20 protein-coding genes, 1 tRNA gene and 1 other RNA gene are annotated in these 23197 nt (G+C 68.7%); 14 read left to right on the plus strand and 8 right to left on the minus strand.

Annotated features, from left to right (window positions below; all coding sequences use genetic code 11):
* The first annotated feature begins 4 nt into the window (after positions 1-4).
* The 3 genes from glnE to CDN99_RS22395 are packed head-to-tail and all read left to right on the plus strand — an operon-like array spanning position 5 to position 4281.
* Positions 5-2758, plus strand: a complete 2754-nt coding sequence (gene glnE, locus CDN99_RS22385; protein ID WP_088387134.1) for a bifunctional [glutamate--ammonia ligase]-adenylyl-L-tyrosine phosphorylase/[glutamate--ammonia-ligase] adenylyltransferase — start codon at positions 5-7, stop codon at positions 2756-2758.
* Between the two features lie 11 nt (positions 2759-2769).
* A complete protein-coding gene (gene rrtA, locus CDN99_RS22390) occupies positions 2770-3387 on the plus strand; it encodes a rhombosortase (RefSeq protein WP_141100927.1) in 618 nt (205 codons plus the stop codon).
* Positions 3388-3396: 9 nt separating this feature from the next.
* On the plus strand, positions 3397-4281 hold the full coding sequence (locus CDN99_RS22395) for a DMT family transporter (protein ID WP_088387136.1): 885 nt from the start codon (positions 3397-3399) through the stop codon (positions 4279-4281).
* A gap of 67 nt (positions 4282-4348) precedes the next feature.
* Here CDN99_RS22395 and CDN99_RS22400 read toward each other — a convergent pair whose 3' ends face one another.
* The 4 genes from CDN99_RS22400 to CDN99_RS22415 form a co-directional block, all read right to left on the minus strand.
* A complete protein-coding gene (locus CDN99_RS22400; protein ID WP_088387137.1) occupies positions 4349-5512 on the minus strand; it encodes a serine hydrolase domain-containing protein in 1164 nt (387 codons plus the stop codon).
* A 401-nt stretch (positions 5513-5913) separates the two neighbouring features.
* Positions 5914-6816: an alpha/beta hydrolase-fold protein gene (locus tag CDN99_RS22405; RefSeq protein ID WP_088387138.1), complete on the minus strand. Its 903-nt coding sequence runs from the start codon at positions 6814-6816 to the stop codon at positions 5914-5916.
* 2 nt (positions 6817-6818) lie between these two features.
* Positions 6819-7748: a hypothetical protein gene (locus CDN99_RS22410; RefSeq protein ID WP_088387139.1), complete on the minus strand. Its 930-nt coding sequence runs from the start codon at positions 7746-7748 to the stop codon at positions 6819-6821.
* Positions 7749-7837: 89 nt separating this feature from the next.
* Positions 7838-8137, minus strand: a complete 300-nt coding sequence (locus tag CDN99_RS22415) for a PadR family transcriptional regulator (RefSeq protein WP_088387140.1) — start codon at positions 8135-8137, stop codon at positions 7838-7840.
* Between the two features lie 291 nt (positions 8138-8428).
* Between CDN99_RS22415 and CDN99_RS22420 the strand changes: the two genes are divergently transcribed.
* The 3 genes from CDN99_RS22420 to CDN99_RS22430 are packed head-to-tail and all read left to right on the plus strand — an operon-like array spanning position 8429 to position 10595.
* A complete protein-coding gene (locus CDN99_RS22420; protein ID WP_088387141.1) occupies positions 8429-8779 on the plus strand; it encodes a GntR family transcriptional regulator in 351 nt (116 codons plus the stop codon).
* On the plus strand, positions 8776-9648 hold the full coding sequence (locus CDN99_RS22425; RefSeq protein WP_158218927.1) for an ABC transporter ATP-binding protein: 873 nt from the start codon (positions 8776-8778) through the stop codon (positions 9646-9648). Before CDN99_RS22420 ends, CDN99_RS22425 begins: the two co-directional genes overlap by 4 nt.
* Positions 9649-9695: 47 nt before the next feature.
* Positions 9696-10595 (plus strand): hypothetical protein, encoded by a 900-nt coding sequence (locus CDN99_RS22430; protein ID WP_088387143.1) that lies wholly within the window; start codon positions 9696-9698, stop codon positions 10593-10595.
* A gap of 41 nt (positions 10596-10636) precedes the next feature.
* Here CDN99_RS22430 and CDN99_RS28410 read toward each other — a convergent pair whose 3' ends face one another.
* The 3 genes from CDN99_RS28410 to CDN99_RS22435 form a co-directional block, all read right to left on the minus strand.
* A complete protein-coding gene (locus CDN99_RS28410) occupies positions 10637-10867 on the minus strand; it encodes a hypothetical protein (RefSeq protein ID WP_141100928.1) in 231 nt (76 codons plus the stop codon).
* Between the two features lie 35 nt (positions 10868-10902).
* A complete protein-coding gene (locus CDN99_RS29540) occupies positions 10903-11037 on the minus strand; it encodes a hypothetical protein (protein WP_259374726.1) in 135 nt (44 codons plus the stop codon).
* A 126-nt stretch (positions 11038-11163) separates the two neighbouring features.
* Complete coding sequence (locus CDN99_RS22435) at positions 11164-11673, minus strand: Lrp/AsnC family transcriptional regulator (RefSeq protein WP_088387144.1); 510 nt, start codon at positions 11671-11673, stop codon at positions 11164-11166.
* 175 nt (positions 11674-11848) lie between these two features.
* On the opposite strand from CDN99_RS22435, the gene CDN99_RS22440 reads away from it, so the two are divergent.
* The 7 genes from CDN99_RS22440 to CDN99_RS22475 all read left to right on the plus strand — a co-directional run bounded on the left by CDN99_RS22440 (position 11849) and on the right by CDN99_RS22475 (position 18746).
* Positions 11849-12943, plus strand: coding sequence for a saccharopine dehydrogenase family protein (locus CDN99_RS22440; RefSeq protein WP_088387145.1), 1095 nt, complete (start codon positions 11849-11851; stop codon positions 12941-12943).
* 142 nt (positions 12944-13085) lie between these two features.
* Positions 13086-13159, plus strand: a non-coding RNA gene (locus CDN99_RS22445) — sX9 sRNA.
* 109 nt (positions 13160-13268) lie between these two features.
* On the plus strand, positions 13269-14774 hold the full coding sequence (amaB, locus tag CDN99_RS22450) for an L-piperidine-6-carboxylate dehydrogenase (protein WP_088387146.1): 1506 nt from the start codon (positions 13269-13271) through the stop codon (positions 14772-14774).
* 16 nt (positions 14775-14790) lie between these two features.
* A complete protein-coding gene (locus CDN99_RS22455) occupies positions 14791-15864 on the plus strand; it encodes a 2-oxoadipate dioxygenase/decarboxylase family protein (protein WP_088387147.1) in 1074 nt (357 codons plus the stop codon).
* On the plus strand, positions 15858-17267 hold the full coding sequence (locus tag CDN99_RS28415; RefSeq protein ID WP_158218928.1) for an FAD-binding oxidoreductase: 1410 nt from the start codon (positions 15858-15860) through the stop codon (positions 17265-17267). The genes CDN99_RS22455 and CDN99_RS28415 overlap by 7 nt, the downstream gene beginning before the upstream one ends.
* A gap of 80 nt (positions 17268-17347) precedes the next feature.
* Positions 17348-17432, plus strand: a tRNA-Leu gene (locus CDN99_RS22470).
* Between the two features lie 249 nt (positions 17433-17681).
* Positions 17682-18746, plus strand: a complete 1065-nt coding sequence (locus CDN99_RS22475) for a LacI family DNA-binding transcriptional regulator (protein WP_088387148.1) — start codon at positions 17682-17684, stop codon at positions 18744-18746.
* A 93-nt stretch (positions 18747-18839) separates the two neighbouring features.
* On the opposite strand, the gene CDN99_RS22480 is transcribed toward CDN99_RS22475, so the two are convergent.
* The gene (locus CDN99_RS22480; protein ID WP_088387149.1) at positions 18840-20408 is read right to left on the minus strand and encodes a tryptophan halogenase family protein; all 1569 of its coding nucleotides are present in this window, start codon (positions 20406-20408) and stop codon (positions 18840-18842) included.
* Positions 20409-20755: 347 nt separating this feature from the next.
* Between CDN99_RS22480 and CDN99_RS22485 the strand changes: the two genes are divergently transcribed.
* Positions 20756-23197, plus strand: coding sequence for a TonB-dependent receptor (locus CDN99_RS22485; protein ID WP_088387150.1), 2442 nt, complete (start codon positions 20756-20758; stop codon positions 23195-23197).

The raw sequence follows: 23197 nt of genomic DNA on the forward strand, positions 1-23197 counted from the left end.
ACCGATGGATTCAGTTGCCTCGGCAACCTCTGACACGGCAGGCGTTTCGACCCCCGCCGCGTCCGCGGACCACAGCCGTTTCGTTCAGCGCATCCGCCGCCGTTACGCGGCCGACCTGCCGTTGCTGCCGCCCGGATTGCCGGACGACACGACGATGCGGGCCGTGGTGGATCGTCTCCGGCAAGAAGGGCGCCCGCTGCCCGCCGCGCTGCGCGTGATGCGCCAGCTGGTGATGGAGCGGCTGGCCGTGCTCGACGTCGAGCAGGGCGCCGCGATGACCGACATCACGCAGGCCATGACCCACCTGGCCGAGACCGCGCTGGACATCGGCGTGGCCCATTGCCGCGCCGAGCTCGACGCCCAATACGGCCAGCCGCGCGACGCGGTCGGCCAGGAGATCGACTTCTGGGTCGTCGGCATGGGCAAGCTGGGCGGGCGGGAGCTCAATGTCTCCTCCGACATCGACCTGATCTACGTCTATGAGGACGACGGCCAGACCGAGGGCCCGCAGCGGATCTCTGCGCACGAATACTTCGCGCAGCTGTCGCGCCGCCTGTCGACGCTGATCGGCGACGTGACCGAGGACGGGCAGGTCTTCCGCGTCGACCTGGCGCTGCGGCCCAACGGCAACTCGGGACCGCCGGCCGTGAGCATGGCGATGCTGGAGGAATACTTCCTGGTCCAGGGCCGCGAGTGGGAGCGCTTCGCCTGGCTCAAGAGCCGCGTGGTCGCGCCGCGCGAGAGCGTCCGGACCGGGCGCGCGCTGCAGCTTCGCAGCCTGGTGACGCCCTTCGTCTACCGTCGTTATCTGGATTACGGTGTCTTCGAGGGCCTGCGGCAACTGCACCGCAAGATCCGCGACGAGGCCCAGCGCCGCGCCGCCGGCCGGCCCGAGCGGGCCAACGACGTCAAGCTGTCGCGCGGCGGGATCCGCGAGATCGAGTTCATCGTCCAGCTGCTGCAGGTCGTGCGCGGCGGGCAGTTCCCCGAGATCCGCACCCGCTCGACGCTCAAGGCGCTCAGTCGACTCGCCGCGCGCGGGCTGATGAAGCCGGAGACGGCGGCCGCGCTGGCCAAGGGGTATGACTTCCTGCGCCGTGTCGAGCACCGCATCCAGTACCTGGACGACCAGCAGACCCATTGCCTGCCGGGCGCCGACGAGGACATCGGCTGGATCGCCCGCAGCCTGTGCCTGACCTGCGACAGCCATGCCTGCCCGCTGATGGACAGGCTGATGGAAGTGCGCGAGCTGGTCGCGACCGAATTCGACGCGCTGCTGCACGACGGCGTGGCGCCGGCGGCTGGCGGTTGCAGGACCGGCATGTGCGGCGGTCCGCCGCTGCCGATCGACAGCGAGGAGTTCCTCGACAAGCTGCAGCCCGAGCTGGCCGCCAACGTGCGCCGCTGGGCGCAGCAGCCGCGCGTGCAGGGACTGCGCGAGGAATCGCGCCTGCGGCTGGCCAAGCTGATCGGCCGCGCCGCGCTGGCGGTGCGCCAGGGCGAATGCACGATGGACGCGGCGCAGCGCTTCGTCGACTGGGTCGAGCCGCTGCTGCGGCGCGAGAGCTACCTGGCGCTGCTGGTCGAGCGGCCGGCGGTGCAGGGACGGCTGCTGCGGCTGCTGGGCCTGGCGCGCTGGCCGATGCGCTACCTGATGCAGCACCCCGGCGTCATCGACGAGTTGGCCGACGCGCGGCTGCTGCACGAGCGCTTCGACGGCCCCGCCTTCATCCAGGACCTGCAGGCGCGTCACGACGCCTGGGCCGATCACGGCGAGGCGAGCGAGGACGCGCTGCTGGACAGCGTGCGCCGCGCGCATCACGCCGAGGTCTTCCGCACGCTGGTGCGGGACGTGGAGGGGCAGATCAGCGTCGAGCAGGTCGCCGACGAGCTCTCGCTGCTGGCCGACGCCACGCTGCAATGCGTGATCGCGTGGGCCTGGGACCGGCTCAAGCAGAAGCACCGTCCGTCGCCTCGGCTGGCGGTGATCGCCTACGGCAAGCTGGGCGGCAAGGAGCTGGGCTACGGCAGCGACCTGGACGTGGTCTTCCTCTTCGAGGACGACGACGACAACGCCAGCGAGATCTACGGCGCCTTCATCCGCAAGCTGATCACCTGGCTGACGCTGCGCACGGCCGCGGGCGAGCTCTTCGACATCGACACCGCGTTGCGGCCCAACGGCAATTCGGGGCTGCTGGTGACGTCGCTGGCGTCGTTCGAGAACTACCAGGCCGGACGCGGCAGCAACACCGCGTGGACCTGGGAGCATCAGGCGATCACGCGGGCGCGGTTCTGCGCCGGCGACGCCTCGCTGGCCGAGCGTTTCGAGGCCACGCGCCGCGCGGTGCTGACGGCGCCGCGTGATCCGAAGGCGCTGCGCGACGAGGTCGTCGCGATGCGCGACAAGCTGCGCGCCGCGCGGCCGGTGCGGGCGGGCTTCTTCGACGTGAAGCACAGCCCGGGCGGCATGGTGGACGCGGAATTCGCGCTGCAGTACCTGATCCTGGCGCACTCCGCGGCGCATCCGGAATTGCTGGCCAACGCCGGCAACATCGCGCTGCTGCAGCGCGCCGAGGCGGCCGGCCTGTTGCCCGCCGACGTGGGCCGCGAGGCGGCGGATGCCTACCGCGAGCTGCGCCGCGTGCAGCACCGGGCGCGCCTGAACGAGCAGTCCACCGCGCTGGACGGCGAGGCCGCCGACGCGCTGGCGCCGCAGCGCGACGCGGTGCTGGCGCTGTGGCGCGCCGTCTTCGGCTGACGTCCGACGCCATGCGTGCGGGGGCCGTGGCGGGACGCGCGTGGATGTGGGTCGCGCTGGTCCTGGCGGCCGGCGCGTCGCTCGCGTGGGCTCAGCCGCCCGATGTCCAGGCGGCGATGGAATGGCGGCCCGAGCTGGCCTGGCGGGAGCCGTGGCGGGCCATCACCGCGGCCCTGCTGCACTGGAGTCCCCAACACCTGATCGCCAACCTGGCGGGCTGCGCGGTGCTCGGCCTGCTGGGCCTGGCCGCGCGCCTGTCGCCGCGCGACGCGGCGGCGTGGCTGCTGGCCTGGCCGCTGACGCAATTCGGCCTGCTGGCGGAGCCCCACCTGACGCGCTACGGCGGCCTGTCCGGTGTGCTGCATGCCGGGGTCGCGGTGGCGGTGGTCGGCATGATTCGCCGGCGTGACGCTCACGGGCGCGAGCGCGTCATCGGCCTCCTCATCGGGCTGGGCCTGATCGTGAAGGTGGCGGCGGAACGGCCCTTGTCCGGACCACCGCTGCGGCACTGGGACGGCTGGGGCATCGCCATCGCGCCGCTGGCCCACCTGACGGGGCTGGTGGCGGGTGTCTGCGCGGCGCTGTTGTGTGCGTTGGCCGCGCAGGCCTGGGCACGCCGCCGGGCATGATCCGGCGCCATGGAACGCAAGCAGCATCTCGACGGCACGGCGGTGGCCATCCTGCTCGGATGCTGCCTGTCGTGGGGTCTCAATCAGGTCGCCGCCAAGACGGCGCTGACCGAGATCGGCCCGCTGTGGCAGGCCGCGCTGCGCTCGGGCGTGGCCGGCGTGCTGGTGTGGCTGTTCGCCGCGGCTCGAGGCATTGCGCTATTCCGTCGCGACGGCAGCCTGCCGGGCGGGATGCTGGCGGGGCTGCTCTTCGCCGCTGAATTCGCCTGCATCTTCGTGGGCCTGCAGTACACGACGGCGTCGCGGATGGTGGTGTTCCTGTACCTCTCGCCGTTCGTGGTGGCGCTGGGCATGCCGCTGATTTCACCGTCGGAGAAACTGACGCTGCGGCAGACGGCCGGCCTCGTGATCGCGTTCGGCGCGGTGGCCTTCGCCTTCGGCGAGGGGCTGCGGGGCGGCGGCCAGGCGATGCAGTGGCTGGGGGATGCGCTGGGCGTGCTGGCCGCGTTGCTGTGGGCCGGCACGACGCTGGCGATCCGCGGGACGCGGCTGTCCACGGCCAGCGCCGAGAAGACGCTGCTCTACCAACTGGCGGTGTCCGCGCTCGCGCTCGGGGCCGGCGCGGTGGCCACCGGCGAGATCCTGCCGCTGGCCTGGTCCTGGCGCCTGTTGGGGCTGTTCGCCTTCCAGGCGGTGATCGTGTCGTTCGTCAGCTACCTGTTGTGGTTCTGGCTGATCCGCCATTACGTGGCGACCCGCCTGTCCAGCTTCACACTGAGCACGCCGCTGTTCGGCCTGCTGGCCGGCGCGCTGCTGCTCGGCGAACCGATCACGCCGCGCCTGATGCTCGCGCTGGCGGGACTGGCGGTGGGCATCGTGATGGTGAATCGCTGAGACGGGTCCGGGTCGCGCCGGCTGGAAGCGCGACCGGACGGCCTGGATCGGGCGATTCGAAGGCCGGTTATTTGTTCTCGACGTTCAGGCCGGGGATATAGATCGCGGCGATCTTGTCGATGAACTTCTGGGGTGCGGCGCCCATCAGGTTCGTCAGCACGATGATCGAGAGGTCGTCCTCGGGATAGATGAAGACGGCCGCGCGTTCCCCGCCGATGAGCGTGATGGCCGGATGCGCCGGACGTTGCATGCTGGGCCAGCCCAATCCATAGGCATTGACGCTGGCATTGAAGCCGCGGGACGTGCCGTCCTTCAGCGTCAGGGGTTTCGACAGCTGTTCCAGGCTGCCCTTGCTGACCAGTTTCAGCTTCTGCAAGGCCAGGACCCATTCCGCCAGATCCGTGGACGTGCTCTGGACGCCGCCGGTCGGGTACACGTACTCGAGCATGACCTCCTGACGCGGCAGCAGATCCTTGCTCCGCTCGACGCCGACGGTTTTCATCCCCTTCATCAACAACGTCATGTAGGTGTAGAGCGAAGCCACCTGGGGCTGGGTGCCGGCAGGTTGCGCAAAGCCCGTCTGCTTCATGCCCGCGACATTGAATTGCCGCTCGCGCACGAAATCGGAAAAGGACCTGCCAGTGATCTTTTCGATGACCTTGCCCATCAGGACATAGTTCGTCTGCGTGTAGGAGAAGCGCGTCCCGGGCGGGAAATTCAGCGGCAGCTCCTGTACTTTCGCCCAGGCGGCGGCGGGTTCGGCGCCATCGATGGCCCGGACGTTGTCATCCACGATTTCGGGCAGCCCGGACGTGTGGGTGAGCAGTTGCCGAACGGTGACTTCCTTCCAGGATTCCGGCAGCGAGTCGACATAGGTGACCGCCGGCCTATCGAGGTCGAGCTTGCCAGCCTCGACGAGCTGCATCGCCGCGACGCCGGTCACCGCCTTGCTGATGGAATTGATGCCGAAGACCGTCTGTTTCGTCACCGGCGTCGCCGCCTCGACATTGGCCTGGCCATAGGCGCCGGTGAATACGACCTTGCCGCGCTGCACGATCGATATCTGCGCGCCGGGAATGCCGCGGGCGGTCATTTCGCCCTGCAACACACGCTCGATCGCGGCAGTCTTGTTTTCAATGTCCGAGGCGGACGGCGTGGCGGCATGGGCGCTGCCGCCCAACCCGCTCAGAACCGCGACCAGGCCGATCGCGGCCGAAATTCCATTCACCATTGGCGGTGCTCCCCGATTGAACTGTGCATCCCTGCACTTGTTATGAGACTGGATGCGCGGCGCGGCGAATGAGCGGCCGGCCGAATCCCAGCATGTGATGACAAGGGGCGAAAAACCGCCCCACAGAGGCGCGGATTGGCGGCGATCGCGCCACCCCGGTCAAGGTCGTTTTCCCTGCCGGCGAGTTCGTGAGGGGGCGGGCCACCAGGCACCGGGCGTCGCCTCCAACCGGTTCTGTCGGTTCTCACCCATGTCAAACCTGATCTGGCCAGCTGGGCAAAGCCTTGGCGGCGAGCACCTCACGGCACCCTGAACTGCCGTCTCACTGAACGTTGAACGCTCCAGGACCATCCTGAATGGCACCGTCTCGGCGTTCAAGATGGGTTTACTGGCCGCTGACCTCACTTCGCTAAAAACTCCGTCAGCGAATCCACGTCCACCGCGCAGTGCCCGCCGTACAGAGGATGCCACTCCGCACTGACACCGCGTCGCCGAGCAGCCTCTGCCAGGCGCTGCGTGCCCTCGTAGTTGCCGTAGGCGTCGTACAGACCACAAGACAGGTACAGCGCGGGCGTGCCGGGTCCGGCGCGTTCGATGAGGCTGAGCGGCGAGATGCGCTGCCATTCGTCGGCGTCGCCCACGTACTGCCTGGCCAGGAGCCAGATGCCTGCAATGATCTTGGGGCTCGCGCCCGTTCGCCCCATCGAGGCCCACAGGGTACCCAAGGAATCGAATGGCGAGTCTGCATAGACGCCTGGGCATAGCGCAGCGACCTTGGTGAATCGGGCCGGGTAGGACAGGCCGGCGATGAGCACATTGAGGCCGCCCATGGATTCACCCATCAGCATGCGGCGCCTGGGCGCTCCTACCCGAGCCTCGATCTCCGGCATGCGGATCATCAGATCGTCCAGCAGGCCGCTGTCGGGCTTGCGACCCTTGGGCGTCAGTAGCCAGGTCGGACCATAGGAGATCGAGATCACGGTCGGTGGCAATACCCGCGTCTCCTGCCAGCGCGCCTGCAGCATGGCAGTGAAGTAGGTGTCGTCGTTCCAGATCTGCTCGTCGAGGCCGCGACCATGCAGGTGATAAACGAAGTCTCCGTTCGTGCCGCCCACGGCGCGATTGACGCAGTAGCGCAGCGGCCCGGCGATGGCGCATTCCTGCTTGGCTGGAACAAAAGTCACCGCCTGGGAGCCGCGTGTGCGGGTCAACTCCGCCCACGCGCCGTAGAGTGCGGCGGCGGCCATCAGCGCGATGGCCAGGTAGCGCCACGGCTTGCGCCAGACAAGGTTGAGTCGCTGCATGTCTAGGTGTCCTCGATGGCTGGAGTCCGAGGTTCAGGGACTGGAAGGGAACCTAGGCTCAGGAAGTAGCCCAGCACCGCACTGCCGCCGAAACTCACCAGTGGTGCTCCGCCATGGCACAGCAGGCTGGCGACGGCGAGGCCGCCCCAGAAGCAGCCGAAAGAAGCAAGCGCCGTAGAGGTCTGCGCCCCATCCTCCCGCCTGAACCACAAGGCCGGCACGATAAGCGCGGCCAGCCCGGCGCAGAGCAGCGTGCCCTGGAAGACGCTACTGCCAAATGCCATCGCTACGATGCCGTCGACGAAGGGCGCATCTGCGCTGGATGAGGCTCTGTGCACGGCAGCGGCCCAGGTCGCCACCAGCCAGATCAGCAATGTTGAGGACCGCCGGCGCAGGATGAGCGGCAATAGCGCCATCAGCACTGCGGTGGAGAGCGCCACGTCCGCCTGCAGGGCCAGTGCCAGCGCCGCAAGGCATACCCCGAGCGAGGCCGCTCGAGTCGGGCGGGCGGCAAGGATCACGACCATCATGGGCACTAGCACCAGGCTGGGCTGCAGTCTCAGCGGCCCCAGGACCAGCCAACGCGCTGTGTCGTCGACCTCGACGCCGAAGAGCGCCGTGGCCAGCATCACCAAGCCGAAGGCAATGGGAGCCAGCGGCCGGGATAGGGCAAGCGTCCGCGCAGGTTTCCACGCCATCACGCCGCAGGCCAGCAGCAAGGAGGCTCCGTTGAGCACCACATAGTTCCGCGGCGCGCCCATGCTCCACATGACGGCGCATCCCAGCAAGGTCGCTGCGCATCCGCACACCAGACCGACGCGCAGCGGCGTCGCCGCACTGGTCACTGCCATTGCAGCCATGAGCCGTAGGCACCCAACCGCGAAGAACAGGGCCTCGCGGTCACCGGCAATGCATTCGACCTCGGCCGCCATGGCGTCGATCCAGACACCCTGTGTTGGTGGGCAAAGCCGCCGTGCCCATCGCATGCACAGCCGTGCCAGCATGCGCGCTGCCTGCGAATTCATGATGCGACAGGGAAGGTTTCGCCGGGGCCCGTTGTGGTGGCGTCACGAGCTGCCTGCAATCCCTGAGCCGTCAATCGATAGGCGTGCCGCGCCGGGCGTCCTGGTTGGTCCGACTCGCGCCATTCCGCCTCCAGCAAGCCCTGGCCCTCCAGGCGCATCAGCAGCGGGTACAGCGTGCCGGACTTGATGCCCAGGGCTTTGGTCAGTTCATAGCCGTGATGCCAGATTCGTGGCGCACGGGCCAGTTCTGCGAGTAGCCCTACGGCTTGGGGTGAGGGTGCGCGTTTGCGGATCATCAAATAACTCTACATATATAGAGTTATTTGGTCAATGGAGATCGTGTTTTCGGGTTGAATGGGACAAACGCCCTGATCGGTTGGATGTTCCGCCTTTTGCAAGATGCACCCGCGAGGGGGGGGGCTGCACCCCGGGGCTGGGATGGACTGCCCCTGGTCAGGTAGACCCCAACCGGTTCCCCGCTTCATCCCCCCTTTTCTGCAGTCCGTCGCGCGTTGCTGGGGCGGCCCCCGGTGGCTTGATATGGTGTGCTACATCAGCAACACACCGGCGCGTCCGCGCCCCGCGACATGCACAGCTGGAACGATCAAGCGCCGATCTATCAGCAGCTCGCCGACCAGTTGGCGGCGCAACTGCTGGACGGCGATCCGCCCGAAGGTGAAGCCCTGCCGTCCGTCAGGACGCTGGCCAGCCGCTACGTCATCAACCCGCTGACCGTCAGCCGCGCCCTCCAGGCGCTCGTGGACGAAGGCCTGCTCGAGAGCCGTCGCGGCATGGGCATGTACGTCCGCGACGGCGCCCGCATCCGGCTGCTGCGCACCGAGCGCGAGCAATTCCTCCAGGAGGAATGGCCCCGATTGCGGGAGAAACTCCGGCGCCTGGGCCTGACCGCCAAGGATCTGAAATGGGAGGACGCATGAAGACGCTCATCGAGGCCAAGCACCTCAGCCTTAACTACGGCAGCAAGGCCGCCCTGCAGGACTTGTCCTTCACCATCCCGGCGGGCCGGGTGGTCGGACTGCTGGGCCATAACGGCGCCGGCAAGACCACGCTGATGAAGGCGCTGGTCGGCCTGAAGCGCCCGGCGGGCGAGCTCACCGTGCTCGGCCGCGACCCGCATGCCCGGCGCAACGAGCTGCTCACCGAGCTCTGCTACATCCCCGACGTGGCGGTGCTGCCGCGCTGGGCCCGCGTGTCGGAGCTGATCACGCTGATGAGCGGCCTGCAGCCGCGCTTCTCCGCCGACCGTGCCCGCCAGTTGCTCAAGCGCACCTCGGTGACCGAGCAGGACAAGGTCAAGCACCTGTCCAAGGGCATGGTGACCCAGCTGCACCTGGCGCTGGTGGCCGCCATCGACGCCAAGCTGATGATCCTGGACGAGCCCACGCTGGGCCTGGACGTCATGTCGCGCAAGAGCTTCTACGAGATGCTCATCGACGAATGGTGCGACGGCGAGCGCAGCGTGCTCATCTCCACCCACCAGGTCGAGGAAGTCGAGTCGCTGCTGTCCGACGTCATGATGCTCGACGAGGGCCGGCTGGTGCTCAACATCTCGCTGGAGGAGATGGACTCGCGCTTCGTCGCGCTGTCCCACGATCCCGAGGCGGCCGATGCCGTCGCCGCCGGCCATCCGCTGCTGCGCTACCGGCTGCAGGGCCGCCACACGGCGCTGTTCGACGGCGCGCCGCCGGAGACGATCTCGCACCTGGGCCAGCGCGTGCGGCCCAGCCTGGTCGACCTGTTCATGGCCCTGACCCGCAAGCCCGAGATCCAGGGCCGCGAGCTCTGATCGGGCCGCGCGACGACACGCCTCAGGCAGACAAGAAAGGACATCCGATGACGCTCTTCAACACGCTGCTGCTGCGCGAGTGGCTGCAATACAAGTGGGCCTGGATCGGCCTGATCGCCGGGCCCATCCTGGTGCTGATGGTGCTGGTGCCGTTCAGCCAGGTCGACGGCCTGGACGCCGTCTCGCCCGAGCCGGTGGCCCTGGTCGCCGGCCTGATGACGCTGGGCCTGGTGCTGGCGCTGACGCTGGCGGTGTCCGGCTATCAGCTGATGGGCCTGGCCCGACGCGACCAGCAGGACCGCTCGATCGAGTTCTGGGCCTCGCTGCCCGGCAGCCACGGCGCCAGCGTCGCCGCGCCGCTGGTCGCGCACGGGCTGCTGATGCCGCTGGCGGCGATGGCCATCGCCGTGGTCGGCGGCGGACTGGTCGGCGTGGCGATGGCGGTCAAGGAGATCGGCTTCGTCGCGCTCCATCAGATGCAATGGCCGGCGCTGTTCCAGTTCGGGTTGTGGCTCGCGATCCGGCTGGCCGTCGGCATGGTGCTGGCCGCGCTGTGGCTCGCGCCGATCGCGCTGGCGCTGATGGCCGCCTCGGCCTGGCTCAAGCGCTGGGGCGCGCCGCTGCTGATCATCGCCGTCGCGGCCTTCCTGAAGCTCTACAAGGGCGAGTACGCCGCCGAGGTCGTCGCCCGCGTGATCGGGCATCAGATGGAAGGCGTCGGCCGGTCGCTGGTCTTCGGCGTGCACAACATGATCATCGAGACCGGCGAGGAGGGCCACCTGCGCATGGAAGCCTTCTTCCAGATGCTGTACCAGTTCCCGCAGGGGGCCCGCGTGGACCTGGCCGGCGCGTTGCAGTACGCGCTGCAGCCGCAGTTCTTCATCGGACTGGCGGTCGCGGCGGGCTGCTTCTGGCTGCTGGTCCTGCAGCGTCAGCGCAAGCTCTGAAATCCATGGGCCGGACCGGACCGCGGCCGGCCCGGTCCCGGTCAAGCGACCGCGGTGACGGCCGGTTCGAACGAGGGCGCCCGGACCTGGCGCAGGTCACCCTCGGCGCGGTCCAGCAAGGCCATCGCCGCGAAGGCGACGAGGATCAGCGCGACGATGCCGGCCGCGCGCAGCAACGCGCGACGCCACCGATGGTCCGGAGCGGAAGAAGCGGGGACGAGCGGAGATGGCGCGCGAGGCGCGGCGCCACCGAGGCGGGCGGGGGCTTTCATGGCGGACTCCTGGAGCGACGGGATCGTGTCGCCCCTCAGGGCAGCACCGCGCCGAGTCCCCACAGCAACGCCGGATAGACCGCGCCCCAGGCCACCGCCACGACGGCGAGAGCCTTCAAGCCGATGACCATCGGCGGGACGTGCTTGGCGGTGACGGGGGGCTTCGACATGGTGCGCTCCTGGAGCTGGCGACGTCTCACGTGCAAACGGCATGCCAACCCGCGCCGTTGACGCGCCACCGCCCCGAACACCGGGAGTTACGCACGCTCACGAAGTTGACATGAACGCCGCGCCGCTCAGGCGCTCCGGTCGACACGCAAGGCCAGCAGGACCGAGGTGTGGGTCTTGATGACGCCCTCCATCTCGCCGATCTCGTCGAGCAGCGCGTCCAGCCGCGCCGTGCTGTCGGCGCGCAGCGTGGCCATGTAGTCGAACTCCCCGCTGACCGACGCCAGCTGGCGCAACTCCGGCAACCGGGAGATCCGCTTCACCACCTCCCGCCCGGCGCGTGGCTCCACGGTGATGCCGACGAAGGCCTGCACGCCGCGCTCCACCGCCTCGCCGCCGAGCCGCACCGTGTAGCCGGCGATCAGTCCCTCCGCTTCCAGCCGCGCGAGCCGGGCCACCACGGTGGTGCGGGCCACGCCCAGTTTGCGTGCGAGGTCGGCGGTGCTCTCCCGGGCATTGGCCTGCAGCAGCGCGATCAGATCGCGGTCGGTGCGGTCGCGCAGCGTGGCGGCGGGCGCCGGCTGCGCGGTGGACGTCGCCACCGCGGCGGGGGACGGGGCGGATTTCCTCGCGTTCATGACGGCCTCCTGATAAACCCTCGATTTCGCCGAAATGAATGATTCGGCTGACGGATCGTCACGATATCAATATTTTTCGTCGAACTCGTGCTTTCTTTCGTCGGCGCCCCTTGGGAGACTGCGGCCATCGCATCTCGACATCCCTCCGATTTCCTCGGATCACAAGGAGCAAGACATGAAAGTGGCACTGCTGGGCGCCGGACACATCGGCCAGACGATCGCGCGACTGCTGCAAGGCAGCGGCGACTACCAGGTCACCGTGATGGACAAGAACGAGGCTGCGCTGAAGCAGCTGGCCGCGCAGGGCCTGTCCACGCAGACCGTCGACACCGAGAACAACGCGCAGCTCGCCGCCGCGCTGCGTGGCAACGAGGTCGTGGTCAACGCGCTGCCGTACCACCTGGCGATCCCCGCCGCGCACATGGCGCTGGAAGCCGGCTGCCACTATTTCGACCTGACCGAGGACGTGGCCGCGACGCAGGAGATCAAGCGCATCGCCCAAGGCGCCAAGACCGCGTTCATGCCGCAATGCGGCCTGGCGCCCGGCTTCATCGGCATCGTCGCCCATCACCTGGCCAAGAGCTTCGACACGCTGCACGACGTGAAGATGCGCGTCGGCGCGCTGCCGGCGTTCCCGACCAACGCCCTGAAGTACAACCTGACGTGGAGCGTCGACGGCCTGATCAACGAGTACTGCCATCCCTGCGAGGCCATCCATGACGGCGACGTCATCGCGGCCCTGCCGCTGGAAGGACTGGAGCATTTCTCGCTGGACGGCGTCGAGTACGAGGCCTTCAATACCTCGGGCGGCCTGGGCACCCTGTGCGAGACCTGGGACAGCAAGGTCCGCAACCTGGACTACAAGACCGTCCGTTACCCGGGTCACCGCGACCTGATGATGTTCCTGCTGGACGACCTGCAGCTGAAGAACGACCAGGAAGCGCTCAAGGCCATCATGCGCAAGAGCATGCCGGCGACGATGCAGGACGTGGTGCTGGTGTTCGTGACCGTCTCCGGCATGAAGAACGGCGTGCTGCTGCAGGAAGTCTTCGCCCGCAAGATCTTCGCGCAGCGCGACGGCGACCAGCCGCTGTCGGCGATCCAGATCACCACCGCCGCCGGCATCTGCGCCGCGGTCGATCTGTTCCGCGAGGGCAAGCTGCCGCAGCGCGGCTTCATCCGCCAGGAAGAAGTGGCGCTGCCGGACTTCTTGTCCAACCGCTTCGGCATGGCGTATCAACAATCGAGACAAGTCGAGTCCATCGGCTGATTGAGCGCGCCTACCGCGCAGCCCTCATGCGTCGTTGGCCGGTGCTCGGAATCCTTGCGTACAGGAAGTACGCTCCGGTTCCTGCCGTGAGCGGGCCTACTGCGCAGCCCTCATGCGTCGTTGACCGGTGCTCGGAATCCTCACGTACAGGAAGTACGTTCCGGTTCCTGCGCGCCGTCCGCCTAGCCTGACGGCCGCTCGCTACGGCCGACAGACCGAGGCACGACAGACCAGACAGAGCCGCGTCGGACCGGGCAGCGATGGATCGAGCCGCGCGACGCACTGGCGAGCGATCAAGCAGTCAGAGACAAAGGAGAATCCAAAGATGACTTCCACCACCCACGATCTGCTGGCCGCCCTGGGCGTGCCGGCCGCCGCCGCGACGGGCGGCTCGATGACCGTCCGCAGCCCGATCGACGGCGCCGTGATCGGCGCCGTGCACGAGGCCGAGGCCGCCGACATGGCCGAGGCCGTCGCGCGGGCGCATGCGGCCTTCCTGGCCTGGCGCAACGTGCCGGCGCCCAAGCGCGGCGAGCTGGTGCGCCTGTTCGGCGAGGAACTGCGCGCCCACAAGGCCGACCTGGCCCGCCTGGTCTCGCTGGAAGCCGGCAAGGTGACCAGCGAAGGCGAGGGCGAGGTGCAGGAGATGATCGACATCTGCGACTTCGCCGTCGGCCTGTCGCGCCAACTGCACGGCCTGACGATCGCCAGCGAGCGTCCCGGCCACCGGATGATGGAGCAGTACCTGCCGCTGGGCGTGGTCGGCATCATCTCGGCCTTCAACTTCCCGGTCGCGGTGTGGGCCTGGAACTCGGCGCTGGCGCTGGTCTGCGGCGACACCTGCGTCTGGAAGCCCAGCGAGAAGACCCCGCTGACGGCGCTCGCGACGCAGGCCCTGTTCGAGAAGGCCGTGGCCCGCTACGCCGGCGCGCCGGCTTACCTGTCGCAGGTCCTCATCGGCGGCGCGTCCGTCGGCGAAGCGATGGTCGACGACCCGCGCGTCGCGCTGGTCTCCGCCACCGGCTCGACCCGAATGGGCCGAGCCGTCGGCCCGCGCGTCGCGGCGCGTTTCGGCCGCTGCCTGCTGGAACTGGGCGGCAACAACGCGATCATCGTCACCCCCAGCGCCGACCTGGACCTGGCCGTGCGCGGCATCCTGTTCGGCGCCTACGGCACGGCCGGCCAGCGCTGCACGACGACGCGCCGCGTGATCGCGCACGAATCCATCCATGACGAACTGGTCGCCCGCCTGGACCGCGCCCGCGCGCAGCTCAAGATCGGCAGCCCGATCGAGGCCGGCAACCTGATCGGTCCGCTGATCGACAAGGCCGGCTTCGACGCGATGCAGGCGGCGCTGGCCGCCGCGCGCGAGCAGGGCGGCGAGGTCAGCGGCGGCGACCGCGCGCTGGCGCAGCAGTATCCGCAAGCCTGGTACGCGACGCCCGCGCTGGTCCGGATGCCGGCGCAGACCGACATCGTCAAGCACGAGACCTTCGCCCCCATCCTCTACACGCTGAAGTACAAGACGCTCGACGAGGCGATCGCGCTGCAGAACGACGTGCCGCAGGGCCTGTCGTCGGCGATCTTCACCAACGACATCCGCGAGGCCGAGACCTTCGTCAGCGCCAGCGGTTCCGACTGCGGCATCGCCAACGTCAACATCGGCACCTCGGGCGCGGAGATCGGCGGCGCCTTCGGCGGCGAGAAGGAGACCGGCGGCGGCCGCGAGTCCGGCTCCGATGCCTGGAAGGCCTACATGCGTCGCACGACCAACACCGTCAACTACTCGCGTGAACTGCCGTTGGCGCAGGGCGTGAAGTTCGATGTCTGAGGGGGCGACCACGACCATGGCTGATCCGCAAGCTCGTGCCGTCGCCGCGTCCGGCACCGGTGTCTTCCATCTGCTGAGCGTTGCGCTGGGCGAGCCGGCCGCGCAGGCCGCGTTCGGGCGGCTGCGGGTGGTGCCGGGCCTGTTGCGGCCGGTCGGCGATCGCATCGAGCGCGCCGAGCTGGCGCAGGCGCTGAACATGGCGCTGTTCCTCGACGTCACGCAGCGCGTGCCGATGGCCGCCGCCTACGTGGCCGACCTGCAGCGCGACGGGCAGTCGCTGGTCTTCGACCACGGCGCGCTGCGCACGGTGGCCTGGCCCGCGGGCGCGTTGCCGCCTGGCGAGGCCGCGATCACCCGCGTGCTGCGTCCGCTGGGTTTCGTGATGGCGGCGACCTATCCGCTGCCGCGCCTGAAGATGACCGGCCGCGCCTGGCGCCATGCCGACTTCCCCGAGGACATCGCGCAGTTCTTCGTCTCGGAGTTGCATCCCGAGCGTTTCTCCGCGGACTTCCAGGACGCGGTGACGCGCGTGCTGTCGACGTCGCGCGATCCGCTGGCGCCGGTCGATCTGGCCTTGCTGGAGCATCTCGCGCGTGACGGCGGCCTGCCCACGACCGATGCGGCGGCGCTGCTGCCGAGGCTGATCGGCTGCTTCGCGCGCCAGCATGGGCTGTTCGAGGTCGACGACTACCAGACGCTGCAGGCCGAGTCCGCCGAGATGGCGTGGATCTCGACCGAAGGCAACGCGTTCAATCACGCGACCGACCGCGTCGCCGACATCGAGGCGGTCGTCGCCGGTCAGCGGGCGCTTCAGCGGCCGGTGAAGGACGCGATCGAAACCTCGGCGACGGGCCGCGTGCGGCAGACCGCGTTCAAGGCGGCGCGCGTGATGCGGGAGTTCCACGACCGCGGCCAGCGCGTGATGCGCGAGGTGCCGGGCAGCTTCCACGAATTCATCCAGCGCGCGCCGCTGGAGGCGTCCGGCGCGCTGGACCTGGCCTTCGACGCGGGCAACGCCACCGGCATCTTCAAGATGACGGCCGGTGCCGCCAAGGACGCGGACACTGCCGGCGAGGCCGCCGCGTGCTGAGCGACTTCCTCGCCGAGGCGCGCGCGCGCTGCGGCGAGGCGCATGTCAGCGAGGGCGCGGCGATCGAGCCGCGTTACCTGCAGCCCGCGCGTTACGCTGCCGGGCAGGCCGCCGCGCTGGCGCTGCCGGGCAGCCGCGACGAGGCGGCCGACGTGATCCGCCTCGCCCTGCGGCACGGCCTGCGTGTCGTGCCGCAGGGCGCGCACACCGGGCTGGTCCGCGCGGGGACACCCGACGATGCCTCCGGCGATTTGCTGCTCAGCACCGAACGTCTGCGGCAGGTCTTCGAGCTCGATCTGCTGGACCGCACGCTGCGTGTCTCGTCGGGCTTCAAGCTGTCCGACATCAACGAGCGGCTGGCCGCCCACGGCCTGTGGTTTCCGGTCGACCTGAGCGCTGATCCGTCCATCGGCGGCATGGTCGCGCACAACACCGGCGGCACGCGCATGCTGCGCTACGGCGACGTCCGCGCCAACACGCTGGCGCTGGAGGTGGTGCTCGCCGAGCCGGCGGGTCAGGTCTTGCGCCTGGGGCAGGGGCTGCAGAAGGACAACTCGGCGATGGCGCTGGGGCAGCTGTTCATCGGCTCGTCCGGCAGCCTGGGACTGATCACCGAGGTCACGATCAAGCTCGCGCCGCTGCCGCGTCAGCGCGCGGTGGCGCTGGTGGCGCCGGCGTCGACGGGCGAGGTCTTCCCGCTCTACGCCGACGTGATGCAGCGCTGGGGCGGGCTGGTGTCCGCCTTCGAAGGCATCAGCCGCGCGGCCCTGGAGGCCGGCCTGCACGGCCAGGACCTGGCGCGCTGGTTCGACGGCCAACTGCCGGACTACGCCATGCTGATCGAGCTCAGCAGCGAGTTGCCGGCCGAGCAGTTGGCGCTGAATGAGTTGCTGCAGGGCTGGCTCGAAGGCGAGTTCGAGTCCGGCCGCGTGCGTGATGCCGTGCTGGACGCCGACGAGGCCATCTGGGGCTTGCGCCACCGCATCAGCGAAGGGCTGCGGGTGCGGGGCAAGGTGATCGGGCTCGACCTCTCGCTGCCGCGCCGGCATTTCATGGCTTTCCGCGAGCGCGGGGCCGCGTGGCTCGCCACGCATTTCCCGCAGGTCGAGCTGGCCGACTTCGGCCACCTGGGCGACGGCGGCATGCACTTCAACATGGTGTGGCCGCTGTCGGCCGGAGCGCTGAGCGCCGGGCAAGAACTGACCCTCCGCGAGGGCCTGTACGCCTTGGTCGCCGAGCTGGGCGGCTCCATCAGCGCGGAGCACGGCGTGGGACCGCAACTGCAAGCGGCGTACCGGGCGCATTGGGGGCGGGTCGAGCCGGGCGTCCTGGACTGGGCGAGGCGCGTACAGCTGGTGTGGGATCCGCACGGACGAATGGGTCAAGTGGATTGGGGCCCATAAATCGTTTGGCAACTCGCGAACTTATGCTACAGTCCAATTCTTCGCTGCAACGCAAGTTGTGACGGAGACAAATCCTGAAAGCCCAGGTGGCGGAATTGGTAGACGCACTAGTTTCAGGTACTAGCGGGTAACTCCGTGGAGGTTCGAGTCCTCTCCTGGGCACCAAATCTGAAAAGCCGGCTTCAAGCCGGCTTTTCTCATTCTGAGGCCCAGGAAGTGATGTCCGAGGGACATCACGGGGGACTCGAATGGTTTGGACGGGACGTCCAAACCGGGGGCGCGCTGGCGTGACCGAGTCCTCTCCTGCGGGCGGCCTCGTCGGCGTGGTGTCTTCTCTCACAAGAGCTTGCTCACGAGCGCCCCGTCGAGACGCCCCGCGCATGTGGCACAGTCGAGCGACCACTCCCCCGCGCCATGCCGCCACCGAAACCCGCCACCATCATCGACGTCGCGCGCGAAGCCGGCGTGTCGATCAAGACCGTCTCGCGGGTCCTGAACCAGGAGCCCGGCGTCCACACCGAAACCCGCGAGCAGGTCCTGAAGGTCGTCGCCGACCTCAAGTACCGCCCGAAGCAATCCGCCCGCAGCCTCGCGGGGGGGCGGTCCTTCCTCATCGGCCTGCTGTACTACGACCCGTCCGCCGCCTTCGTCGGCGGCGTTCAGCAGGGCGCCACGCTGCGCTGCCGCGAGGCCGGCTACCACCTCGTCGTCGAGTCCCTGCACAACGACGCGCCCGATCTGCCGATGCAGGTCGACCGCATGGTCTCCGCGCTGCGTCCGGACGGCATGATCCTCACGCCGCCGCTGTGCGACAACCCGCAGGTGCTGAGCGCCCTGCGCGACAGCCAGACCCCCTGCGTGCTGATCTCCCCCGCCGCGGACAACCCCGACCACCCGAGCGTCCGCATGGACGACATCCATGCCGCCGAGGAGATCACCAACCTGCTGATCAGCCTGGGCCACACGCGCATCGCGATCATCAAGGGCGCGAAGGAGCAGGTCGCGTCCAAGCGCCGCTACCAGGGCTACCTGGCCGCGCTGAAATCGCACCGCATCGCGCTGGACAAGGATTTGGTCGTGCAGGGCGACTTCACCTTCGACACCGGCGTCGAGGCCGCCTATCAGTTGCTGAGCCGTCGCCAGCGCCCCACCGCCGTCTTCGCCAGCAACGACGAGATGGCGCTGGGCGTGCTGGCCGCCGCGCAGCGCCTGGGCCTGGCGGTGCCGGGCGACCTGTCCATCGCCGGCTTCGACGACACGCCCGCCGCGGCGCGCGTCTGGCCGCCGCTGACGACGGTGCGGCAACCGATGGACGACATGGCCCGCGCGGCCGTCGACCTGCTGGTGGGGGCGCCCCGCGATGCCGGCGCCGCGACCGAGGCGGCGCCCATTCACCGTGTGCTGCCGCACGAGCTCATCGTGCGCGACTCCACCGCGGCGCTCGGCGCCAAGAACACGGCGCGGCCCAAACGCGCCTGATCCGAGCCGGAGGCGCGTCTGGCGCTCGCATCACGGGCGCCTGGACGAGCGCCCGATCCGAGCTCCCGGTTTCGATGTGCGCCGAAGCCGCGCTCAAGCGGCCTGCGTCGCCGCGCTCTTCATGCCGGCGCGCGCCAGCATCTGCTCGATCAACGCGCGATGCGGCGGCAGATCCCGCAGCGCATGGGCGCCGAGTTGCGCGATGGCCTGGAACTCACGCCGTGCCTCGTCCGCGCGGGTCAGCGCCGCGGTCGCCGCGCCCAGGTCGGTTTTGAATTCCATCCCGTACAGCACGTACTGCCAGCTCGCCGGCAGGTACATCTCGACGTCCGTGATGAAGTCCAGGCGCTGCGGCGGCCGCGCGCGCCACATCGCGAGCTTGTCCGTCAGCGTGCCGGTCCAACTGGACGGATCCGCGTTGTCCCGCCAGAACGCCGAGTCCCGCCGCTGCGTCAGCGCGTAGTGCATCTTGATGAAGTCGACGATGCGCACGTAGCGCTCGCGCATGAATGCGTTGAAGTGCCGGGCCGCCGGGCCCATATCGCCGTTGAACGGGAACAGTTGGCCGATCAGGTAGGCGGCCGTCTCGATCAAGCCGATGCCGGATGATTCCAGCGGTTCGAGGAAGCCGCCCGACAGTCCCACCGCCACGCAGTTGTGTGTCCACTGCGTCTCGCGATAGCCGACGTTGAGCGTCAGCTTGCGCGGCGTGAGCGCATCGCCGGCCGGGCCGACGTAGCGGCGCAGCACGCGCTCCGCGTCGTCGTCGTCGCAGTGGCGGCTGCTGTAGACGTGACCGATGCCGCGGCGCTCCTGCAGGCCGATGTCCCAGATCCAGCCATGCTGCCGGGCGCTCGCGATCGTGCATGACGCGATCGGCGCATCCGGCCGTCCGTAGGGCACCTGCATCGCCAACGCGCGGTCGACGAAGAGCACGTCGTTCAGCGGCTTGAACGGCGAGCCCATCGCCTCGCCGATCAGGCGGGCACGGAAGCCGCTGCAATCGATGTAGAGATCGGCCGTCAGCGCGCCGGCCTCGCGCGTGTGCACCGTGGCGATCGCGCCGCGCTCGTCGAGGTCCACGCGGTCCACCGTCGCCAGCACCCGCTTCACGCCCAGCGACTGGCCGTGCTCCGCCAGCAGCGCCGCGAACCGGCCCGCGTCGAAGTGATAGGCGTAGTTCAGCGGGCCAACGAAGTCCCCGTCCACCGCGCGCTTGGGCCCGTGGCGCGCATCGACCACCGCCTTCTGCAGCGTCACCGCGTCCGCGAAGGCCCGGCCCGCGCCGGCTTCGCCGCGCAGCCAGTAGGGCAGCAGCTCCGGCGCGCCCGGTCGCTGGCTGGGCTGGCTGAACGGATGGAAGTAGTGGTCATGCCCCGGCGTACCTTCGGGCCGCACCCAATGGTCGAAGCGGATGCCCTGCTTGAAGGTCGCCGAGCACGCTTCCAGGAAGCGCGCCTCGCCGATGCCGATCGCCGACAAGGTGCCGCGGATCGAGGGAAAGGTGCCTTCGCCGACGCCGATGATGCCGATGTCGCTGGACTCGACCAGCGTGATGCGCACCCCGCCGCGGGCGGTGCCGAGCTGCTTCGCGAGGAAGGCTGCCGTGAGCCAGCCGGCCGTGCCGCCGCCGACGATGAGAACGTCCTGGATGGGGTTCATGTCCGCTTGTCTCCTGTGATGACGAGGACGGCTTTTCCCTGCCGCCTTGCGCGCGTCGGGTGGCCCGCCCGACCTTGAGGGCAAACCCTTGATCGCCCAGGAGTCCGATGGATACGGGGATCCCGGCCGTAGCCCGACTACGGGTAAATGATAGTGCGTGAAATGACAACGATGTCAATCTTCGCGTTGACAACGTTGTCATCGACTGACTACGATGTACTCAAACTACAAGATCAACGTCGGGACACGTCGCGATCATCACCGCCACGAGCGGAAGATTCCCGCGACGTCGACGACGGCCGAAGTCGGTACAGAGCTTTGATTCGAAGAGCCCACCAGGAGACAACATGACTGATCGCCCCTTCCGCCGGCCGCGTCCCGGCCTGGCCACGCCCGTCCAGATCGCCGTCCTCGCCTTGATGACCGGTGCCGCGTACGCCCAATCCACCCCGGCCCCGGCGCCCGCGCCGCAGGCGGAGAACTCGCCGGCCGCCACCGCCGCGGACGGCAAGGAGTCCAAGGCGCTGCCGCAGGTCGTGGTGACCGCGACCAAGCGCAGCACCTCGCTGCAGAAGACCCCGATCGCGGTGACCGCGATCAGCTCGTCCACGCTGGACGACGCGCATGTGACCAACATGCTCGACGTCTTCAACCTCGTGCCCAGCATGCAGGGCACGGGGCAGGGCGACCACGGCATCGTCAGCATCACGATGCGCGGCATCGGCAACGACTCGGCCAAGACCGAGTACGCCGATCCGGAGGTCGCGCTGTTCGTCGACGGCGTCTTCGCGCCGCGCCCCGAGGGCGCCGCGACGATGCTCTTCGATCTCGACGGCATCGAGGTCCTGCGCGGACCGCAGGGCACGCTGTGGGGCCGCAACTCCACCGTCGGCACCATCAACATGAAGACCGCCAAGCCGGTCTTGAAGGACAACTCCGGCTACGTGGAAGGCGGCGTCGGCAGCTACAACCGCATGGGCGTCAAGGGCGCGATCAACATCCCGCTGGGCGACACGGCGGCGATGCGCGTGGCCTTCATCCACGAGCAGCACGACGGCTACGTCGACTACCAGAAGCCCACGCAGTACACGCTGGCCCAGCAGCAGACCGCCTATGCCGCGTCCAACGGCGGCAGCCTGACCGGCTTCCAGCCGATCAACTACAACCTCTTCGTCACCGGTGGACCGAAGTACAACGCGCAGGACCAGACCGCCGCGCGCCTGAGCTTCCTGTGGAAGCCGAGCGAGCAGTTCCGCTGGGATGTCTCGGTGGAGCAGTTCGCCGACCGCGGCACGCCGTCGATGAGCCTGATGCAGACGCCGCGCTCGGGCGAGAAGCTCTGGTCGGCGTTGATCGACACCGCGCCTTCGCTCAAGCGGGACTCCACGTCCATCCGCAGTCGCATGGAGTACGACCTCGGCGGCATGGCGCTGGCCTACGTCGCGGGCTACACGCACTTCAAGGGCTCGGGCACCTACGACCAGGACTTCGGCGTCAACATGCCGACCAGCTTCACCACCGGCGCGACGCACCAGGAGGACAACACCGTCTGGACCAGCTACCGCAGCCAGAGCCATGAGCTGACGCTGCAGAGCACCGCGAAGCAGACGGTGGACTGGGTGCTGGGCCTGTACTACGCCGCCGAGGACAACGGCATCCGCTTCGACATCCCGATCGTGAACGGCACCCAGCAGGGCACGATCAACTGGGCGGGATCGTTCATCCAGCCCAAGGAGACGGTCGACTCCAAGGCCGTCTTCGGCCAGGCGACCTGGAACGTCAACGACGCGCTGCACCTCACCGGCGGCCTGCGCTACACCCACGACGATCGCAAGAACATCGGCGGCCGCGGCTGGTTCTGGGCCGCCAATCCCAACGCGCCGCAGATCCCGCTGAACGCGACGATCGATCCGACCGATCCGGCCAACGGCTACACCGCCGGCAACATCAACGACGCGCACTACACCGGCGGCAAGACCACCTGGCTGGCCCGCGCCACCTACGACCTGAGCAAGACCGCGATGGCCTACGCCAGCGTGTCCACCGGCTACAAGTCCGGCGGCTCCGGCGACGGCGGCCTGCACTACGGGCCCGAGTCGCTGACCAACTACGAGGTCGGCTACAAGACCACGCTGTGGGACGGCCGCATGACCTTCAACGTCAGCGCGTATCACATGAAGTTCCGGGACTTCCAGTTCAGCGCGCCGGTCATCGTCAACGGCAACCGCCAATTCGCATACAGCAACGCCGAGGGCGCGAAGGTCTCCGGCGTCGAGATCGAGAGCTCCCTCCTGGTCACCAACGACGACAAGCTGATGGTGTCGGCGGCGTACACGAAGACCAAACTCGGCGCGCTGGTGGCGGCGTCCAACGACTATGCGCTGCCGGTCTGCTTCGACGCCGCGCTGGGCGGCAACTGCCTGAACGTCACCGGCAACGAGCTGCCGCACGCGCCGAAATTCGCGCTGCAGCTGATGTACGAGCACACCTTCCCGCTGTCCAACGGCGACACCATCGCGCCGCGCATCAGCTTCCACTACCAGACGGCCAACTGGCTGTCGGTCTTCAACCTCGGCGACGGGGACCGTCAGAAGGCGTACTCGACGGCCGACATCAGCCTGCGCTACGTGTCGAAGAAGAACTGGTACGTGGACGCCTTCGTGCGCAACGTCTCGGACGAGAAGATCAAGACCAGCGCGGGCAGCTCCGGTGCCTTCGCCAACGCGATCTGGACCGCCCAGTACGCCGCGCCGCGGACCTTCGGCGTCAACGCCGGCTACAACTTCTGA

The organism is Roseateles aquatilis, assembly GCF_002205645.1.
GTDB lineage: Bacteria > Pseudomonadota > Gammaproteobacteria > Burkholderiales > Burkholderiaceae_C > Roseateles > Roseateles aquatilis.

Coding starts and splice junctions, on each gene's coding strand:
- glnE (WP_088387134.1), top strand. CDS start 5: ATGGATTCAGTTGCCTCGGCAACCTCTGACACGGCAGGCGTTTCGACC.
- rrtA (WP_141100927.1), top strand. CDS start 2,770: ATGCGTGCGGGGGCCGTGGCGGGACGCGCGTGGATGTGGGTCGCGCTG.
- CDN99_RS22395 (WP_088387136.1), top strand. CDS start 3,397: ATGGAACGCAAGCAGCATCTCGACGGCACGGCGGTGGCCATCCTGCTC.
- CDN99_RS22400 (WP_088387137.1), bottom strand. CDS start 5,512: ATGGTGAATGGAATTTCGGCCGCGATCGGCCTGGTCGCGGTTCTGAGC.
- CDN99_RS22405 (WP_088387138.1), bottom strand. CDS start 6,816: ATGCAGCGACTCAACCTTGTCTGGCGCAAGCCGTGGCGCTACCTGGCC.
- CDN99_RS22410 (WP_088387139.1), bottom strand. CDS start 7,748: ATGGCGGCCGAGGTCGAATGCATTGCCGGTGACCGCGAGGCCCTGTTC.
- CDN99_RS22415 (WP_088387140.1), bottom strand. CDS start 8,137: ATGATCCGCAAACGCGCACCCTCACCCCAAGCCGTAGGGCTACTCGCA.
- CDN99_RS22420 (WP_088387141.1), top strand. CDS start 8,429: ATGCACAGCTGGAACGATCAAGCGCCGATCTATCAGCAGCTCGCCGAC.
- CDN99_RS22425 (WP_158218927.1), top strand. CDS start 8,776: ATGAAGACGCTCATCGAGGCCAAGCACCTCAGCCTTAACTACGGCAGC.
- CDN99_RS22430 (WP_088387143.1), top strand. CDS start 9,696: ATGACGCTCTTCAACACGCTGCTGCTGCGCGAGTGGCTGCAATACAAG.
- CDN99_RS28410 (WP_141100928.1), bottom strand. CDS start 10,867: ATGAAAGCCCCCGCCCGCCTCGGTGGCGCCGCGCCTCGCGCGCCATCT.
- CDN99_RS29540 (WP_259374726.1), bottom strand. CDS start 11,037: ATGTCGAAGCCCCCCGTCACCGCCAAGCACGTCCCGCCGATGGTCATC.
- CDN99_RS22435 (WP_088387144.1), bottom strand. CDS start 11,673: ATGAACGCGAGGAAATCCGCCCCGTCCCCCGCCGCGGTGGCGACGTCC.
- CDN99_RS22440 (WP_088387145.1), top strand. CDS start 11,849: ATGAAAGTGGCACTGCTGGGCGCCGGACACATCGGCCAGACGATCGCG.
- amaB (WP_088387146.1), top strand. CDS start 13,269: ATGACTTCCACCACCCACGATCTGCTGGCCGCCCTGGGCGTGCCGGCC.
- CDN99_RS22455 (WP_088387147.1), top strand. CDS start 14,791: ATGGCTGATCCGCAAGCTCGTGCCGTCGCCGCGTCCGGCACCGGTGTC.
- CDN99_RS22475 (WP_088387148.1), top strand. CDS start 17,682: ATGCCGCCACCGAAACCCGCCACCATCATCGACGTCGCGCGCGAAGCC.
- CDN99_RS22480 (WP_088387149.1), bottom strand. CDS start 20,408: ATGAACCCCATCCAGGACGTTCTCATCGTCGGCGGCGGCACGGCCGGC.
- CDN99_RS22485 (WP_088387150.1), top strand. CDS start 20,756: ATGACTGATCGCCCCTTCCGCCGGCCGCGTCCCGGCCTGGCCACGCCC.